Source organism: Lysobacter rhizosphaerae, from assembly GCF_054779795.1.
The window spans coordinates 134,524-151,674 of record NZ_BAAGXO010000003.1; the positions used below are offsets into that span (position 1 = coordinate 134,524).

14 protein-coding genes are annotated in these 17,151 nt (G+C 63.3%); 6 read left to right on the forward strand and 8 right to left on the reverse strand.

All coding sequences use genetic code 11. From position 1 onward, the window contains the following. Positions 1-20 precede the first annotated feature (20 nt). From ACYVGE_RS05605 to ACYVGE_RS05635, 7 genes are all read right to left on the reverse strand, one after another. A complete protein-coding gene (locus ACYVGE_RS05605; protein WP_460727878.1) occupies positions 21-1,235 on the reverse strand; it encodes a glycosyltransferase family 2 protein in 1,215 nt (404 codons plus the stop codon). Then, positions 1,174-2,523 (reverse strand): outer membrane beta-barrel protein, encoded by a 1,350-nt coding sequence (locus ACYVGE_RS05610; protein WP_460727880.1) that lies wholly within the window; start codon positions 2,521-2,523, stop codon positions 1,174-1,176. The genes ACYVGE_RS05605 and ACYVGE_RS05610 overlap by 62 nt, the downstream gene beginning before the upstream one ends. Further along, positions 2,510-3,259, reverse strand: coding sequence for a P-loop NTPase family protein (locus tag ACYVGE_RS05615; protein WP_460727882.1), 750 nt, complete (start codon positions 3,257-3,259; stop codon positions 2,510-2,512). Before ACYVGE_RS05615 ends, ACYVGE_RS05610 begins: the two co-directional genes overlap by 14 nt. Beyond that, a complete protein-coding gene (locus tag ACYVGE_RS05620) occupies positions 3,256-4,818 on the reverse strand; it encodes an XrtA system polysaccharide chain length determinant (RefSeq protein ID WP_460727884.1) in 1,563 nt (520 codons plus the stop codon). The genes ACYVGE_RS05615 and ACYVGE_RS05620 overlap by 4 nt, the downstream gene beginning before the upstream one ends. Positions 4,819-4,841: 23 nt before the next feature. Further along, positions 4,842-5,456 (reverse strand): XrtA/PEP-CTERM system exopolysaccharide export protein, encoded by a 615-nt coding sequence (locus tag ACYVGE_RS05625; RefSeq protein ID WP_460727886.1) that lies wholly within the window; start codon positions 5,454-5,456, stop codon positions 4,842-4,844. An 81-nt stretch (positions 5,457-5,537) separates the two neighbouring features. Then, a complete protein-coding gene (locus tag ACYVGE_RS05630; protein WP_460727888.1) occupies positions 5,538-6,545 on the reverse strand; it encodes an NAD-dependent epimerase in 1,008 nt (335 codons plus the stop codon). Between the two features lie 4 nt (positions 6,546-6,549). Next, entirely contained in the window at positions 6,550-7,827 is a 1,278-nt protein-coding gene (locus ACYVGE_RS05635; RefSeq protein ID WP_460728416.1) for a nucleotide sugar dehydrogenase, read from the reverse strand. A 235-nt stretch (positions 7,828-8,062) separates the two neighbouring features. Between ACYVGE_RS05635 and galE the strand changes: the two genes are divergently transcribed. Further along, positions 8,063-9,124 carry a UDP-glucose 4-epimerase GalE gene (galE, locus tag ACYVGE_RS05640; protein WP_460728418.1) on the forward strand — a complete coding sequence of 354 codons (1,062 nt, stop codon included), beginning with the start codon at positions 8,063-8,065 and terminating at the stop codon, positions 9,122-9,124. A 1,108-nt stretch (positions 9,125-10,232) separates the two neighbouring features. Here the strand turns inward: galE and ACYVGE_RS05645 are convergent. Continuing rightward, entirely contained in the window at positions 10,233-11,054 is an 822-nt protein-coding gene (locus ACYVGE_RS05645; protein WP_460727891.1) for a hypothetical protein, read from the reverse strand. Between the two features lie 861 nt (positions 11,055-11,915). On the opposite strand from ACYVGE_RS05645, the gene ACYVGE_RS05650 reads away from it, so the two are divergent. From ACYVGE_RS05650 to ACYVGE_RS05670, 5 genes are all read left to right on the forward strand, one after another. Continuing rightward, positions 11,916-13,397 carry an efflux transporter outer membrane subunit gene (locus tag ACYVGE_RS05650; RefSeq protein ID WP_460727893.1) on the forward strand — a complete coding sequence of 494 codons (1,482 nt, stop codon included), beginning with the start codon at positions 11,916-11,918 and terminating at the stop codon, positions 13,395-13,397. A gap of 57 nt (positions 13,398-13,454) precedes the next feature. Then, positions 13,455-14,624, forward strand: a complete 1,170-nt coding sequence (locus ACYVGE_RS05655; RefSeq protein ID WP_460727895.1) for an HlyD family secretion protein — start codon at positions 13,455-13,457, stop codon at positions 14,622-14,624. A gap of 61 nt (positions 14,625-14,685) precedes the next feature. Continuing rightward, positions 14,686-15,696, forward strand: a complete 1,011-nt coding sequence (locus tag ACYVGE_RS05660; RefSeq protein WP_460728420.1) for a DUF2955 domain-containing protein — start codon at positions 14,686-14,688, stop codon at positions 15,694-15,696. Positions 15,697-16,001: 305 nt separating this feature from the next. Continuing rightward, positions 16,002-16,658 (forward strand): response regulator transcription factor, encoded by a 657-nt coding sequence (locus ACYVGE_RS05665; RefSeq protein WP_460727897.1) that lies wholly within the window; start codon positions 16,002-16,004, stop codon positions 16,656-16,658. 92 nt (positions 16,659-16,750) lie between these two features. Continuing rightward, entirely contained in the window at positions 16,751-17,140 is a 390-nt protein-coding gene (locus ACYVGE_RS05670) for a response regulator transcription factor (RefSeq protein ID WP_460727899.1), read from the forward strand. The last annotated feature ends 11 nt before the right edge of the window (positions 17,141-17,151 follow it).

A 17,151-nucleotide genomic window follows, 5' to 3' on the forward strand; every position in this document is an offset into this window, starting at 1 on the left:
TGCCGATACGGCGCGCCGCTCTAGCGTAAAGGAGTCCATGTCACGACGCGTTCACCGCGCAGGAACCGGAACAGGCTGACGGCGGACGCGAGGTTGGTCAGCAGGAAGTAATACGGTTGGGCGAGCAGGCGCGACGTACCGAATGCACGCAGCGACGCGAACCCGAGCAGTCCCGACAGCAGCAGCACCAGCTGCATAGTCAGCAACCATAGGTAGCGTCCTTGCAGTGCCAGCGCCACGTTCGCCAGTAACGCGACCGTCCAGAACACCGGCGACAGATATCGCAGCAGCTTGTGCGACCACAGCTGCCAGGCAAATACGCCGTAGCGGAACGGATTCAGGAACTGCTTCTGGCTGGCAAGCGCGGCCAGGCTGCGCATGCCGACGCGCACGCGCATGGAAAGTTCGCGATCGGGGTGGTCGAGGGTTTCTTCGTAACAGATCGCGCCCGGCTCGAGAATCGTTCGCAGCCCTTGCTCCCGCACTACCATCGCAATGACGAAATCGCTGATCAGTTCAGGGGCGATGGCGCGATAGGCGCTGCGTCGCACGGCATACAGGCAGCCGGAGACACCGATCAGCGAGCCCAGCGAGCTCTCCGCCATCCGCAGCATGATTTCGTAGTTCCAGTAGGACGTGCCGCCATTGCCGGTGGCATCGTCCTTATTCGCGACATACGTGAGGCGACCAGCCACGCAGCCCACCGAAGGATCATGGAAATTTCCGCAGATCGCCCGCAGGGCGTCCGTCTCGATCAAGGTCGTGGCATCGGTGAAAACCAGGATGTCCCCTGAAGCAGCCGCGGCAGCGGCGTTCTGGCAGGCGGTCTTGCCCAGGCGTCCTTCCACCCGCAGCAGGCGTACGTTCGTGGCATTGAACGCGAGCACGATCTGGTCCGTGGCATCGCTCGAGGCATCCGACGCGACGATGATGTCGACCTCGCCGTTCGGATAATCGAGTTCCAGGACGTTCCGAATCTTCTGTTCGATGTGTTTTTCTTCGTTGAACGCGGTGATGATCACCGTGACCGCGGAAGAGATGGCGCCTTTGTGCGCGGGGCGTGGCCAGATGCGGGCAATCGCGATCGCCAGGACCGGATAACCCACGTAGATGTACCCCAGCAGGAAGATCGCGCTCCAGAGCAGTGCCTCTAACATTTCGCCGGCTCCGATGTCAGCGCTGCCACCAGACCTTGAATTGCACCGCGTTTTCCTTGTAACGCGCGTCGGGTACATCCGAGCCGCGGTCGTTCTTGAAAACGTCGGCCCGCCAGCCCCAATGCCTGGTCAGCTGGTACTCCAGGGCCAGGCCGTAGACGTGGTCGCGGTCGGTTTCGTCCTGCGTCAGGAATTCACGCCGGCGCTCGGCACCGTCGAGCATTACGGTCATCCTCGGGCGAAGGCGGTAACTGGCCTGGAACACCAGGGCCTTCTCGGTGCGATCGCTGTTCCCCGGGTCGACGTAGCGCAACTTTCTGTATAGCGGGCGGGCGCGGAAGCCGAAGCGTTCTCCGGAAAAGCGGTAATCGAGGTCGTAGTAGTTCTGGCGATAGGTCCCGGACGTCACGAGCGAGTCCGACGGTGCCATCAGGTCGGGGATCAGCACCTCGTCGGAGTCCCTCAGCCGGAGGACGATGTCCTGGACCGCGTCGGCGAACTGATGGCGCGCGCGGAAGCTCAGCCGGTTGTACTGGTCGGGATGCCATTGGACGGTGGCCCGGCCGATGGCAGTCGATTCATCGCTGGCCAGGTCGCGCTTCAGGCGCGAATAGCCCCCATCCAGTTCATAGTCGATGTTGCGCAGTTTGCCGTTGTAGCGGACGAAGGCGTCCTCCCGGTCGTAGTCGATCGCAATCGCCGGATCCGAATCGTCGAAATCGACGTTCGTATACGCCAGGTTGAGCGAGACCTTCGACGTGCTGCGGATATCGTGCTCCAGCGCCGCGGCCCCGCCATAACGCCTGCTGTCGAACCCGGCCGTCTCCTCGGCATAGGTATCGGCGCCGCGGAGGTCGAGTTTCAAGCGCGTGGCGTCGCCGAAGCGGGCGAAGAAGGTCGGCCCCGCGACGAAGACGTTCACCTGTTGCAGGTTGCCGGGAAATCGCCCGTCGCGGAAGTTGATCGGCTCTTCGCTGAGGTAGTCCTCGACGACCAGGTTCAGGCGCTCGGGAAACAGCGACCAGTTGAGCTGCCCGGCGAAGCCACTGCGGGTTTCGTCGTCGAATGTATTGCCGCTGTAGAAGCGCCGTTCGATTTCTCCACGCGCCGTGATTTCGACCGCAGAGCCTTCCTCCTTGAAATCGAACGCGAGGCGGGGTGCGAACACGGTTTCGGCTTGTTCGTCTGTGTCGCTGAGGTTGATGTTGTCGCTGTGGAGCCCAAGGCCTTCCAGCCGGTAGTTGAGGCGTGCCGCGTCCGCGCCATCGCTGAACGCAGCGGCCAGGATTGCAACGCACAAGGCCGTCGGGCGCACATGCACCCGGGACAGGGATGGGCGGCCGTTGCGGCGCTCAGGCGTTTTCATTGAAGACCACGCCGGCGAACTTGCGGGGATCGAAGTTGGCCGCAGCCGCGGCGATATCGGCCGGGGTGTTTTGTGCGTAGCCTGCAACGAGAATCACAACGTCCGCCAGTTCCGACAACATGCGCGCATCGGGTGCGCCCAGGGTCGGCGGGCTGTCCAGGAAGATGTAACGATCCGAGTAACTGCTGCGCAGGGAATCCAGCAGCAGGCGCATGCGGAACGACGAGAAATATTCAGACTCCATCTCGCCGTAGGACGAACGGCCCGCCGGAATCAGCTTCAGGCGCGGGATACCCGTGCTGTAAAGCATGGATTCGACCTCGGCCTCCGGATCCTCGAGATAGTTGATCAGTCCACCGCGGGACGTATCGATCTTCATCGATGTGTCCTGGGATGGATGGCGCAGGTTGCAATCGATCAGCAGGGCGTTCTTGGACTGGTCGAACGTCATCGCGAGCGCGAGGTTGCGGGCGACGAAGCTCCCCCCGCATCCGTCGGTGACCGGCGCGATCAAGGTGATGAAGTTGTCGTTCGAGGTCGCCAGCAATCGCGTGCGCAGCTCCCTGAACGAGTCCACCAGTTGCCTGTTGGCCCCATCCACGTAAGGAATGATGGAACGTTCTGCCAACTGGGCAGGCGTCAGCGAGGTGGATTCGTTCCTCCGCGCGACGCTTCGATGTCCGGCGTCAGTCATCTTGTCCATGGCATTCACAGTCGAGTGGTTGAAGTCATTCATAAGACGTCCACCAGTTTCAGCATGAGCACCAATCCATAGATCAGCGGCACGGCGACGAACAGGGCCGATCCCAGCCTGGTTCGCTTGTTGCGCTGCTCGAATTGATCATGCGTGAGGTGCAGCGGGATGGTTCCCAACACCGGCAGGCCGGAATCGCGTTCGATCTGCAATGGCAGTCGCACGCGGGGATCGTGCTTGACCAGCATCGACAGGAGCAGCAGCGGGATGAGTATCGCGACCGAAATGCCGGCCACCGCGAAATGCATCAGGCGCAGGCCAGTCGGTATCGCCGGGATCGATGCGGGTTCCTGGATCTGGAAACCAAGGCTGCGTCCGTCCGCATCCAGGCTCATCGAAACACGGGCGTTTTCGCGCCGCTTGAGCAGGTCTTCGTACATTTCCTTGTTGACGTCATGCGCACGGGTCAGCGCCGAAACCGTTCCTTCGGAGCCGATGATCCTGCGGCTGCGTTCAAGCTCGTCACGCAGCAGGGCCTGGGCGGTAGCGACGCGCGAGGCCGCCGCGGCGCCCTGGCGCCGTACTTCGGCCAGTTGCGTCCGAAGCTGCTCGTAAACCGGATTCATCGTCGGGCTTGTGCCTGGCAGGACGGATCCACGCATGCGGCCGCCTCGCACCTGCCCTTGCAGGTCGCGGATCTGGTTGCGTACCCGGACCACATCCGGATGCTGGTCCGTGTAGCTGAGCAGCAGTCGGCTTTCTTCAGCCTGCAATGCGCCCAGTTGTGCATTGGCCTGCGTGGAGCGCGAGATCGTGGTGATCTGGCTTTCGCGGGACAGCATGCCCATCAACTGGTGCTCCTGGGCACCGACGTCCGCGAGGTCCATGCTGGCGTTGTCGGCGGCCCGGCGCAGTTCGCCGATGCGTGCGCCCACGTCGGTATCCACGCCTGGCACCGCATCCGGATTGACGCTGCGATAGTCCTGCAGTTTCTTGTCCGCCTCGCCGAGCGCCACCTGGTATTTGTCGACCTGTGCATCGATGAACTGATACGCGGATTGGCTGGCCTGTGCCCTGGACTCGAGCACCTGCTCGATCAAAGCTTCCGAAAAGCGCTTGGCAACAGCGTAGGCGCGCTTGGGGTCGGAATCGGCGTAGGTGATCTTGACCAGGCTCAGCTTCGGATCCGTCGAGCGCACCTGGGTGCGTTCGGTCACCACGACCTCGGTATTCCCGGTGATGGTATCGACCAGCTTTTCCTTTTCCGCCGGGCTGAGGCTCTCGTTATCCCAACCGCCCGCCTTCAGGACTTCGTCCATGACGCGATGACCGAAGAGCACGTCGCGCGAGATGGTGGCGCGCGCGGCTTCGCTGGGCGCCGCGGTGCGTCCTTCCATCAGCGGGGCGATGGGGGTGTTGTCCTGGACCAGCACCGTCGCCGACGACTTGTAGGTCGGCGGATTGAGCAGTCCCCAGGCGAGGAAGAAAAGCGCTATGCCTGCGAAGATGGTGGCGAACGGCAGGAGATAGCGACGGAATTCCTTGCGCGCGAGGGACAGCATCGCGAACGCCGGCAGGCGGTCGGCTGCGGGACCAGGCAAGGCAGGTTGCCTGTATGCATTGTTCACAGTACGCGCTCCGGAACAGTGATCACGTCGCCGGGGGCGACCTTGTAGTTGGTGCTGAGGTCGCCGTTGTCGAGGATGTTGCCCAGTTGCACGCCGTAGGCCTGCGCGCCGTTGCCAGTCTTGCGGTGCAGGCTGGAATGGTCAGGTGCGGCGAACTCGGTAACACCACCGGCGGCGAGCACGGCGTCCAGCACGGTCATGCCCTGGCGGTACGGGATCGAAACCGGCGTGCGCACGGCACCGGTGACCCGGACGCGGGACAGGTACTCGTGGCTGCGCAGCTCGGTGAGGATGACGGTGACCTGCGGCTCGCGCACATAGGCGCCCAGCTTGGTCTGCAGGTCCTTGGCGACCTCGTCGGGAGTCCGGCCACCGGCGACGACGTCGCCGACCAGCGGAACCGAGATCTTCCCGTCCGGACGCACCGGGGCGGTGATGCCCAGCTCCGGATTGCGCCAGACCGACACCTGGACCATGTCGTCGACACCGATCTGGTAGTCGTCGGCAGGGGCGGCGGGGGGCGGGGCGCCTGAAGAGAGGTTCGCCGAGGTGGCGCAACCCGCTAGCAGGAGGGACAGGCCGAAAGCCCGAAGGGCTGATGCAAGTTGCATGGCGATTCTCCAATAGACCCCTCTTGAACAACGCCGAGGGCGAATGCTCCCGGCCACCTGATCAGGGGAGGAGGTCATTCCTCATACCCCGTGATATTCGCGGTACCAGTCGACGAATCGCGCCACCCCGACCTCGATCGGGGTGGAGGGCGAGTAGCCGACATCCCGGCGCAGGGCCTCGACGTCGGCCCATGTGTCGGGCACGTCGCCCGGCTGCATGGGCAGCAACCGCCGTTCGGCCTTGCGTCCCAGACAGCGCTCCAGGACCTCGATGTAGCGCAGCAGCTCCACCGGCTGGTGGTTGCCGATGTTGTAGACCCGATAGGGCGCGTTCGAGCTGGCCGGCGTGGGCGCCTTCGGGTCGTGGTGCGGGTCGGGGGCCGGGATCCGGTCGAGGGTGCGGACGACGCCTTCGACGATGTCGTCGATGTAGGTGAAATCCCGGCTGTGGCGCCCGTGGTTGAAGACGTCGATCGGCTCGCCGGCGAGGATCCTGCGGGTAAACAGGAACAGCGCCATGTCCGGCCGGCCCCATGGGCCGTAAACGGTAAAGAAGCGCAGACCAGTGGTCGGAAGTCCGAACAGATGGCTGTAGGTATGCGCCATCAGCTCGTTGGCTTTCTTCGTCGCGGCATACATGCTGACCGGATGATCGACGCTGTCGTCGACCGAGAAGGGAAGCTTGCGGTTGGCGCCGTACACCGAACTGGACGATGCATAGACCAGGTGTTCGATCTGGCGGTGGCGACAGGCTTCCAGGATGTTCAGGAAGCCGACGACATTGCTGTCGACATAGGCCTGCGGATTGTCGAGCGAGTAGCGCACGCCAGCCTGCGCCGCCAGGTTGACCACGCGCTGCGGTTCGAACGCGGCGAAGGCGGCGTCCAGCGCCACGCGGTCCTCGAGCGAACCACGCGTGAACTGGAAGTTGGCGTGCGGGAGCAGACGCGCGAGTCGAGCCTGTTTCAGGCGCGGATCGTAGTAGGCATTGAGGTCGTCGAAGCCCAGCACCTCGTCGCCGCGCGCGAGCAGCACTTCGCTCAGCTTCGCGCCGATGAAACCTGCCGCACCGGTGACGAGCACGCGCATGTGGCTACAGGCATCCGTCGACGCTGGCGCGTGGCAAGGCGCGCTTGACGTCGAACAGGACCGCACCGGGCGTTCCCAGGCTTCGGATCCGGTCCGCCCCCATGGCGACGAATTCGCCATGCGCCACGGCGAGCACCACCGCGTCGTATTGGCCGGTCGCGGGCTCGGCGATCAGGTCCACGCCATATTCCGCACGCGCGTGCTCGACGTTGACCCAGGGGTCGTGGACGTCGACCTTGGCGTTGTAGCAATGCAGCTCGCGGATGATGTCGACGACCTTGGTGTTGCGCAGGTCGGGGCAGTTTTCCTTGAAGGCCAGGCCCAGGATCAAGATGCGCGAACGGGTCATGTCCTGGTTTCGCTGGCGCATGAGCTTGACCACCCGGCGCGCGACATGGCTGCCCATGCCGTCGTTGATCCGGCGCCCGGCAAGGATCATGTCCGGGTGGTAGCCGATCTGCTGCGCCTTGTGGGTCAGGTAGTAGGGATCGACGCCGATGCAGTGCCCGCCGACGAGGCCGGGGCGGAAAGGCAGGAAATTCCACTTGGTGCCTGCCGCTTCGAGCACCTCGTGCGTATCGATGCCGAGCCGATGGAAGATCAGGGCCAGTTCGTTGATCAGGGCGATGTTGACGTCGCGCTGGATGTTTTCGATGACCTTGGCCGCTTCGGCCACGCGGATGCTGGATGCCTTGTGGGTTCCGGCGGTGATGATGCTGCCGTAGAGGCCGTCCACGAACTCGGCCGCTTCCGGTGTCGAGCCGGACGTGACCTTCATGATGGTTTCCAGGCGATGCTTCGGGTCGCCGGGATTGATGCGCTCGGGGCTGTAACCCGCATAAAAATCCCGGTTGAACACCAGTCCGGATTCGAATTCGACGATGGGAACGCAGATCTCCTCGGTCGCACCGGGATAGACCGTCGATTCATAGACCACGATGCCGCCGCGTCCGATCGCACGCCCGACCGTGCGGCTCGCCGATTCGAGCGGATGCAGGTCGGGGCGTTTGTACTCGTCGATCGGCGTGGGCACCGTCACTATGAAAACGTTGCAGCCGGCCAGCGCCGACGGATCGCTGCTGAATTCCAGCAGCGCCGCTTCGCGAAGGTTGTCGGCCGTGACTTCACGGGTGTGGTCGTGGTGGCTCTTGAGTTCGGACACCCGCGCCGCGTCGATGTCGAATCCGACGGTCGGGAAACGCTTGCCGAATGCCGCGGCGAGCGGCAGGCCGACGTAACCGAGTCCAAGGATTGCGATGCGGGCCTGGTCCAACGTGGCCAACGGGGCATTACTTGCCAAGCAGACCTCCCCTCTGGGTCGACGTCCTGGTTGATCCGCGCGTGAAGGCGGCAGTGCTCCAATTGGTAACGCCAATCGTGTGATGCCGAGGACAAGGCCCGGGGGCAGGGCAGGGAAAGGGGGGAGGGGCGTTCCAGCCTGGACGCCCACGCGGCCATTCCGCGTTCTCATTGGAACCGGGACAGCGAGGCGGATGCAGATGGCGGAACAGGCACCGATGTGCATCCTCGTGTGCGGCGGCGCCGGCTACATCGGCAGCCACACCTGCGTCGCCCTGGCGGAACAGGGGCACCGGGTCGTCATCGCCGATAATTTCACGAACAGCTCACCACGCGTGCTGCTGCGCCTGCAACGCATCATGGGTACCCCGGTGGAGTGCGTGCGGGTGGACCTCCGCAACAGAACCGCCGTGGCGCGGCTGTTCGCCCGGCACCGGTTCCACGCCGTGATGCATTTCGCCGCGATGAAGGCCGTGGGCGAATCCTGCGCCAAGCCGCTGGAGTACTTCGACAACAACATCGGCGGCACAATCAATCTCCTGCAAGCCATGCAGGAGGCATCCGTGGAACGACTGGTGTTCAGCTCGTCGGCCACGGTCTACGGCAATCCGGAGCGGGTCCCGGTCGCCGAACACTCGCGGCTGGACGCGATGAATCCCTATGGCCGCACCAAGCTGATCATGGAACAGCTGATCGGCGACCTGTGCCGTGCGTGCTCTTCGTTCCGCGCCGCCAACCTGCGCTACTTCAATCCGGTGGGCGCGCATCCTTCGGGGTTAATCGGCGAGGATCCGACGGGCGTTCCCAACAACCTGATGCCCTACATCTGCCAGGTCGCCGCGGGGCGTCGCAGCAAGCTGAGCATCTTTGGCGGCGATTACCCGACGCCGGACGGCACGGGAATCCGGGACTACATCCACGTCGTGGACCTGGCCCGGGCCCACGTGGACGCGCTGGAGTACCTCATGCGTTCGGATGCCAACCTCACCGTCAACCTGGGTACCGGCCGTGGCGTCAGCGTGCTTGAGCTCGTGCACGCATTCGAACAGGCGTCCGGTTGCCACATCCCGTACGAGATCGTGGCGCGGCGCCCGGGCGACGCGGCCCAGGTCTATGCGGACCCGTCATTGGCAAACCGCCTGCTCGGCTGGCGCGCCCGATTCGACATCGATGAGATGTGCCGGGACGCCTGGCATTGGCAGTCGATGAATCCGGACGGGTATGAGCGGGGCAGCCCGGAAGTCGCCGGGCCCGGGCAGCATCAGTCTGCCAGGACGTGATCGTAGGCGAGCGGGGCAGGCGAATCCGAGTGACTTCTAGGCTAGGCAACCAGCTTGCCGATGGCGATGCCTACGGCAATCCCTATGCACAGGCCCGCGAGGAATCGACGCATCAGAGGGTCGGACACTCCCCAGGCGTCAGTTCGTTGCGTTGCAGGTCTCTTGAACATGACCGATCACTAATGACAGGCCTACTTCTATTTGGCGCCATGCCTCATCGTTGCTGTGTGGTAGTGACACGGCTATCAAGTCAATGGTGTAGCTCATTTGTGACCTCCAACGCCCGAATTAAGCCGAGCTCGCACTAGCACTCCAGCGAGCCTGCCTCTACGGTATCTCCACTCTCAAGTAGGAAGGCGAGATCCTGTTTGGGGCAGATTACGAGGCCGTCACGATCTATGTGCACATCAACTAGATGGAACTCCGCGGAGCCTGCGGGGTAGTAGCGGAAATATTTTGGGGGATCGTGCGGAACAACGCGGATGCCGGATACGGCCTCTAGACCAACCAAAAGCTCTCCGAGCGTCGATGCAGGTAGCTCAAGACCAGGGAGCTTCATAAATTTTTGAGTCGCTTGGTCATACGAGAACCGAGGAAAGTCGTTGTCGCAATAGAACCTTGGCATTTCAGCTCTCGAAGATGATGGACGCGGCCCAACTACCTACTTGGGCTTCCCGGGCCGAGCGGAACCACGCGGTGGGACTGCTGCTTTTTTACAAGCTCTCCGCGGCTCTGGACACCTCGCTTCTGCGAACACGATGTTTGTGTTTTGCGAACATGGCCCGCCGCCGCCAGGACCGAAGTCGGAAGAGGACGACCCCAAGCGCCGAAGCCCGAGAGGCTGAAGCACGTATGCGCCGGCGCGCTTGACACCGAGCAGATGGACTGGTGCCGCAGCATCAAGTCCGCCCGGCTGACGATTACATAATAGGCATTATGCGAAGTCATGGATGAGGGGACCGGGGTGCCCGCTTGGTCCGTTCCTCTCAAGGATCGAGTCCAAGGATCGTCCGTCCTGGCCTTTCGTGCCCTGCCGAAACAACTGCGCCGCCCAGGTCTGCCAGCGCGCTATTGGCAACCAAACGCCGCTCCCTTACTCCTGCGGTCGCTACCGAGCGCTGCGTTCCAGCACAGCCATTCCATGCAGCAAAGCCTCCATGAATTGCTTCGGCTGATCGACTGCGATCGCTAACGCCGACGTCTGTTTGCCAAACGTGGTTCGTACTGGAACATTCAGAACCAAGGCGACGTTGGGAGAGCCAAACCCGGCCAACTTGATCGGGTTGCGCTGGACATCATAGATGCTAGCGCTGGACACGCTTTCGATGTCGCCGAGTGGAACCACGAAGCTATGAAGGACGCCGTAGCGCACATGCAATGCATCATCCCGAATCGAGATCGGCCGCATGGTGGTGGCACGCCATTCGGCAAACATCCAGAACATGGCATACAGCGTCAGGAAGAAAATAATCCAGCGCCAGAAATCGCTGAGGATGAAGCTCAGGAAGAAGTGCGCGATCACCAGCTCAGCCAACATCATCCAGAGGAACATCTGCTGCATGTTGGCGTTGTCGCCCTGCGCGGCATAGGAGAAGTTGGCGCCTTCCCACTGGCTTAGACGTGAGCGCTTCAGGCCGTACAGCCATACGCGCACCTCGACCATCAACAGCGAACGCAGCAACCCGTCAGGCAGCCAGTGCAGTTCGCTGGCGATGCGGCGTTCGCTCTGCTCAGTGGTCTCATGGAACACCCAGCGGAAAATCCATGCCGCCACGGCCAGTTCGAACAGCACGAACGCCGCCGTGACTACCCATTTGAGCAGTCTCATGAACTGCCCGACGACGCTGCCCGGGGCGAGGTAAATCCAAGCCGAAATCAACAGCGACAGGGTGGCGAACACGGCCCGAGCCAGTGCCTTGCGATTACGCATTGGGTTCTTCCTTGGTCACGAGCAAACGCTGAGGCCCCGACTATCGCCTGCAAGCCGACACAGACTCGTTCTCAAAATAAGAACCGCTTGTTCGTGGTTTAGAGCTAGGCAGCGCTGCGAAGAGCGGGTAAGTCTGAAGACGGCGGTGGAGCTCCTCCGTCTTTCTGTGGCGATACAACACCGTCGATCAACTCACCCGGGTATGCGATCAAGTACTCACTGGATTGATTTAGGAGGAAGCATGGACACCCAATACCGAGTGAGGTTCGCCATCTCACTGGTCTTGTTCGGGGTTGTCACAGCGGTAATGGTGCCCGTGCTTCTTGGCATGGGAGTGCAGGCAACGCTAACCCCTCTCTATGCAATCGTTACCGGGATTGGTGTTGCAGCCATCACTCTCGTTTGCCTGCTCCAATCGGTGAAGAGACGCGACTGACTGACCAATCAGCGCATCTCGACTAAAAGGGACTCTCTCAAGGGGCAACCAGCTCGGCACGACTGCCCTGCCCTAGCTGTATTCCGTATGTGGCTGGCCCCTCAATCGCTGGAGCCAGCGGTCCTCGCTCCGAGCCCGTGGGCTGTTCCCGAGCTGGTCTGAAGGGCCCGGCCCATGAGCTTCCGCACCTCTCGCTTTAGCGGCAGCCGCGTTGGTCCAACGGCCAATTGGAAGCCGGTCAGGCTCGGGCTACGGTGCTGGTTGAGCCTCGGTTCGCAGGCCAATTGTTAATTCACACGCCTCGCGGCGTGGCCATGGCACGCCCTTTGCCGCGTTCTATCAAAGGCGCATGAAGCGTCCCCCGGGGATGTTCCATCTCCCCCTTCGCAGCTTGCCGCCAGGTTCGATTCGGAGCGATCTGAAACGTGATTCGCATTGATAGCCTGCGCTTGGCACCGGCCGCTGCAATCGCGTTCCTCGCGTGTGCCGGCACCGGTTGCGTGCTGGGTCCGGATTACGTGCGACCGACGATCGATGCACCGGGCGCCTACCGCTTCCAGGGGGCGGAGGCACCGACGATCTCGACCTTGGCCGATGTCGCCCCCTGGTGGCAGGGCTTCCACGACGAAGCGCTCGATTCGCTGGTGCGTGAGGGCCTCGCCAACAATCGCGACCTTCGCGTCGCGGTGGCGCGGGTCGACGAATTCGCCGCGCGCCTGGCCGCCGTGCATGGGGAGGCCTATCCCCAGGTCGGCTACGGAGCAGCCGCCAGCCGCCAGCGCGCAAGTACGCGCGGGGCAACTCCATTTCCATCCGGTGTCGATCCGGTCAGCGAAAGCTATAGCGTCGGGCTGTCGGCGAGTTGGGAACTGGATCTCTGGGGCCGGATCAGACGCGATACCGAAGCTGCCCGCGCTGACCTGCTCGCCACGGACCACGCACGCCGCGGCGTCGCGTTGACGCTCGTGTCCTCGATCGTGGTTGGCTACATCAATCTGCTCGACCTCGATCGCCAATTGAAGGTGTCTCAGGACACGGTCACGGGACGCAAGGCTTCGGTGGATCTGTTCCGCACCCGCCTGGAAGGCGGCGTGGTCTCCGACTTCGAGATGCAACAGGTCGTGGCCGAATACGAACTTGCGCTCGCGGCCATCCCGCAGTTGGAGCGGGTCATCGCACAACAGGAGGATGCACTGTCCGTGCTGGTCGGTCGCAACCCGGGCCCGATCGTCCGCGCGAAGAGCCTGAAAAGTCTTGGAATGCCGGCGGTACCGGGAGACCTGCCCGCCGAGCTGCTGGAGCGCCGGCCCGACATCCTGCAAGCCGAACAGCAGCTGGCCGCCGCCAATGCGCGGATTGGCGTGGCACGTGCACTGTACTTCCCCAGCATTTCATTGACCGGTACGGGCGGCTTTGCCAGCGCGGACCTCGACTCTTTGTTCATCGGGCCGGCGCGTACCTGGTCATTCGTCGGACAACTGCTGGGCCCGCTGTTCGCGGGCGGCAGCATCAAGGCCACCAATCAACAGGCGGAGGCCCGCCGCGAGCAGGCGCTTGCCGCCTACGAATCGACGATCCAAAACGCGTTCCGGGATGTCGACGATTTCCTCGTCGCGGTGCGCACCACCCGGGAAGTGGAAGCATCGCTTGACCGGCGCGTGACCGCGTTGCTGCGGGGCGTCGAGCTGGCGCGCTTGCGTTACGACAATGGCTACAGCGACTACCTCGAGGTGCTCGACACCGAGCGCAGCCTTTTCTCGGCCCAACTCGCGCTGAGCGGTGCGCAGGGCGACAGCTATCGGGCGATGGTGGGGCTGTATCGGGCCATGGGAGGCGACTGGGATGAGATGGCCACGTCACAGCCCGTGTCGGCGGCACCGGCCGCAGGCACGGAGAAGGCACGTTAATGAGGCAATGGGGCACGCTCCTGGACCGGCCCCGCGTCGCACCGACGAGGATGAATGATGGCTTCCGCGCGTGAGATCCCGGGGGACAAGACGGCACCTGCTGAAGCCGGGGCCACCTCCGACGGTGCGCGGGAAAAAACGCCCCCCGCCCCTGCCCCGAATCCCGCGCGCCGGGTGATCCAGATTGCACTGATCGCATTGCTGGTGTTGTTCGTCTACCACGTCATCGCCGACCGGCTCACGCCGTACACCGCGCAGGCTTCGGTGGACACACCGTTCGCACAGGTTGCCCCGCAGGTGAGCGGCCAGGTGATCGCCGTGGAGGTCAGGGACAACGCACCCACGCGCAAGGGCCAGGTGCTGTTCCGGATCGACCCGCAGCCTTTTGAAATCGCGCTGCGGACCGCCGAAGCCAATCTTGCCGTCGCCATCCAGGGCGCGGACGTATCCGAACTCGATGTCGCCTATGCCAAGGCAGACCTGGCCAAGCAACGCATCGAGTTGGCTACGGACAACAAGCTGGGCAGGATCGTGATTGGGCTCTGGCAAAAACAGGCCGTGTCCGAAACGACGGCGATACGGGCGCGCTCGGCCATGGACACGAGCAGCACTGACGTCACGCGTGCCGAGGTCCAACTGGAGCGCGCGCGCAGCGCACTCGGCGAAACCGGGGACAACAACGCCAAGGTCAAGCAGGCACGCGCTGCCGTCGAGCAGGCAAAGCTGGACCTGCACAACACCACGGTGCTGGCACCGGCCGACGGCGTCATCACCAACCTGCGGCTGTCGACCGGACAGTTCGTGAGCCGTGGCGCGCCGGTACTCACGTTCATCGAACACGGCCGACGCTGGGTGACCGCGGCGATGCGCGAAAACCAGCTGGGCAACATCGATCCGGGCGATGAGGTGGTGGTCGCATTCGACGAGCTTCCCGGCCGCCTCTTCAAAGGGCACGTGGACAGCCTCGGTTGGGGCGTGACGAAGGGGAATGAAGTGCCAACGGGACAACTGCCCGATCTCGCGGCGCCGAGCGGTTGGCTGCGTGAGCCGCAACAGTTCCCCGTGCGCATCGTCGTGGATCCGGTGGACGACCACGAAGCCGCGCCGCCGCTCGGCCGCAGCGGTGCCCAGGCGAATGTCGTAGTGCTTGCCGAAAAGGGGTCCATCTTCAACCCGATCGCGCGGTTATGGATGCGCGCGATCACCTTGCTGAGCTACTTGCGGTAATCCAATGGCGCGACCGGTGCCAATGGAGAAAGGCCCCGCCGACGCGGCAGCGGTCGAGCGTATGCATGCGGCGCTGCGGTTTGCGGTCGGGATCAGCATGTCGTTCGTCGTCTGCGAAGCGATGGCATGGAAACCGGCATACCTCACGGCGATACTGACCGGCGCGTTGCTGGCCAATCTGCCTGGCCGGCCACCGCTGAAGTTGGGGGTGGTGATAGTCGCGGCGATGACCCTGTCTGCCGCGCTCGCCTGGTTGCTGTCGACCCTCCTGCTGGATATGCCGTGGGTGCTGTTCGGCGCGATCACCCTGTTCCTGTTCATCGGCTTCCTGGCGTTGCTGACCGGTGGTCCAGCGGCGACGCTTCCCGCCACGCTGCTGCTGGTCTGCCTTTCCACGATTCCGGTCGTGGCGCTGGCCTATCCGAGCCAAGCCGCTGCACTGCCGCAGGCGCTGGTTCGCGGGATGGTACTGGCCATGCTGTCGATCTGGCTGGTCTACGCCATCTGGCCGCGCAGGACGGCACCCAAACCTGCTGCGCCGCCGGCGCGCAATCCTGCACCCGTGGCGACCGCGCTTCTCGCGACCGGCATCGTGGTTCCGCTCATGCTGTTTTTTCTCCTTTTCGTGCCGGCGCACGCATTGGCGGTGCTCATCAACACGGTCTTGATGGTCGCGACCTTCGACCTGCAACTGAGCCGGAGCTATGCAATAAGAAAGATCGGGGCAAACGCCATCGGCGGTGTGATCGGCCTCATTGCGTTCTGGACATTGCTGATCCATCCGACGCTGGTCACGCTGGGCCTGATCACGTTCATCATTTCTTTCCTGATCGGCCTGCGCGTGGCCGAAGGCGGTCCGTCGGTCCCCACGCTGGTGTTTGGCACGACTGCGATGCTCTGCATTTTCGGAACCCTGGTCACATCGGGCCCCGGCGAGCCCGGGATATGGGTGACGCGCATCCTGTACTTCAGCCTGGCCGGCGCGTTCGCCGTCGGTGCGATGTACCTGGTGTGGCACTGGCTGGAGCCCAGGGCAGCGCGGCGCGCCGCAACTGGCGCGGATACGCCCTGACGGCGCAATGGGTTCATCGCACGCGTGATGCAAGGACGGCTGCGCCCTGCCCTTTGCCATGCGCGCCTCTCGAGATCGAACCTCGTTGTGCTCGCGAGGACGAGCTTGTTCCGCGCACTTTGCGTTTCGAAGCCTGCACTTCACATACGCAAGATGCATGCCGGTTTTGCTTCGTTCCTGAACTGACATGCGCTGCAGCATGTGAAGGCACTCCAGTCCGCGGAACCCGACGGCTAGACTTGGCCCGTGTGCGCACCACGTGACGTTGGATTCAGAGCCTAGGCCGAGGCGCTACAGGTCCCCCGATGGAAGCGACCGCCGCCACCGTATTCGTCATCGATGACGACTCCTCCGTCCGGAAGGGGCTTGTCCGGCTGCTGCGCAGCGCTGGCTGGAATGCGGAGGCCTTCGCATCCGCCGAGGCCTTCCTGGCGCGACCTGACTATGAAGACATCGGTTGCATCGTGCTTGACCTGTGCATGCCGGGGATGAATGGGCAGCAACTTCAGGACCTGCTTCACGAACGCAACATCGTCCTGCCAATCGTCTTCCTTACCGGCCAGGGCGACGTAGCCAGCAGCGTCGTTGCCATGAAGAAGGGTGCAGTGGATTTCCTGCTCAAGCCGATCGATTCCCACGCCTTGTTGCAAGCCGTTTCGGAAGCAACCCTCCTGCACGCCGCGGCGTTGGAAAGGAGTCACGACATCGCTTCGATCGACGCGAGAATGGCGCGGTTGTCGTCGCGGGAGCGCGAGGTGATGGAGCAGGTCCTCACGGGACGGCTCAACAAACAGATCGCCGACGTCCTGGGTATCGCCGAGAAGACGGTCAAGGTCCATCGCGGTCGCGTAATGGCAAAGATGGAAGTGCACTCCGTTGCCCAGCTGGTCCACGAATGCGACCTGGTCGGCATCAACGCCGATTCGCGGGGCACCGTCCAGACACCGGCAGCTGCCCGGTAAAAGCGTTTCCGGATTACGTTGGATCAAGGTCCAATACCGATGGACAGGCGTTGGCATTAAGGTTCCCGCTACCCCAGGCGGGAACCAGGCAGTTGGAAGAGCATGCCGACCAGCTGATCGTCTATATCGTGGATGACGATGATTCGGTCCGGACGGCGCTCGCGCGATTGATGCGCGCGGCGGGACTCGAGCCGCGCCCTTACGCGGAATCCGAGCGTTTCCTCGCCGAAATACGCGATGTCGGCAATGCCGTGATCCTGCTGGACCTCACCATGCCGCGCCAAAGCGGGACCGACATCCTGGTCAAGCTGCGTGAGCGTCGAATCGGGGTACCGGTCATCGCGGTCTCCGCACGCGACGATGACGACACCCGCAAGAACGCCCGCGAACTGGGCGCCCGGTTGTTCCTGCACAAACCCGCCGACAACCAGGCGTTGCTCGATGCCATCCAATGGGTGATAGGGAACACGGCAACGAGCTGACCCATTTTCGG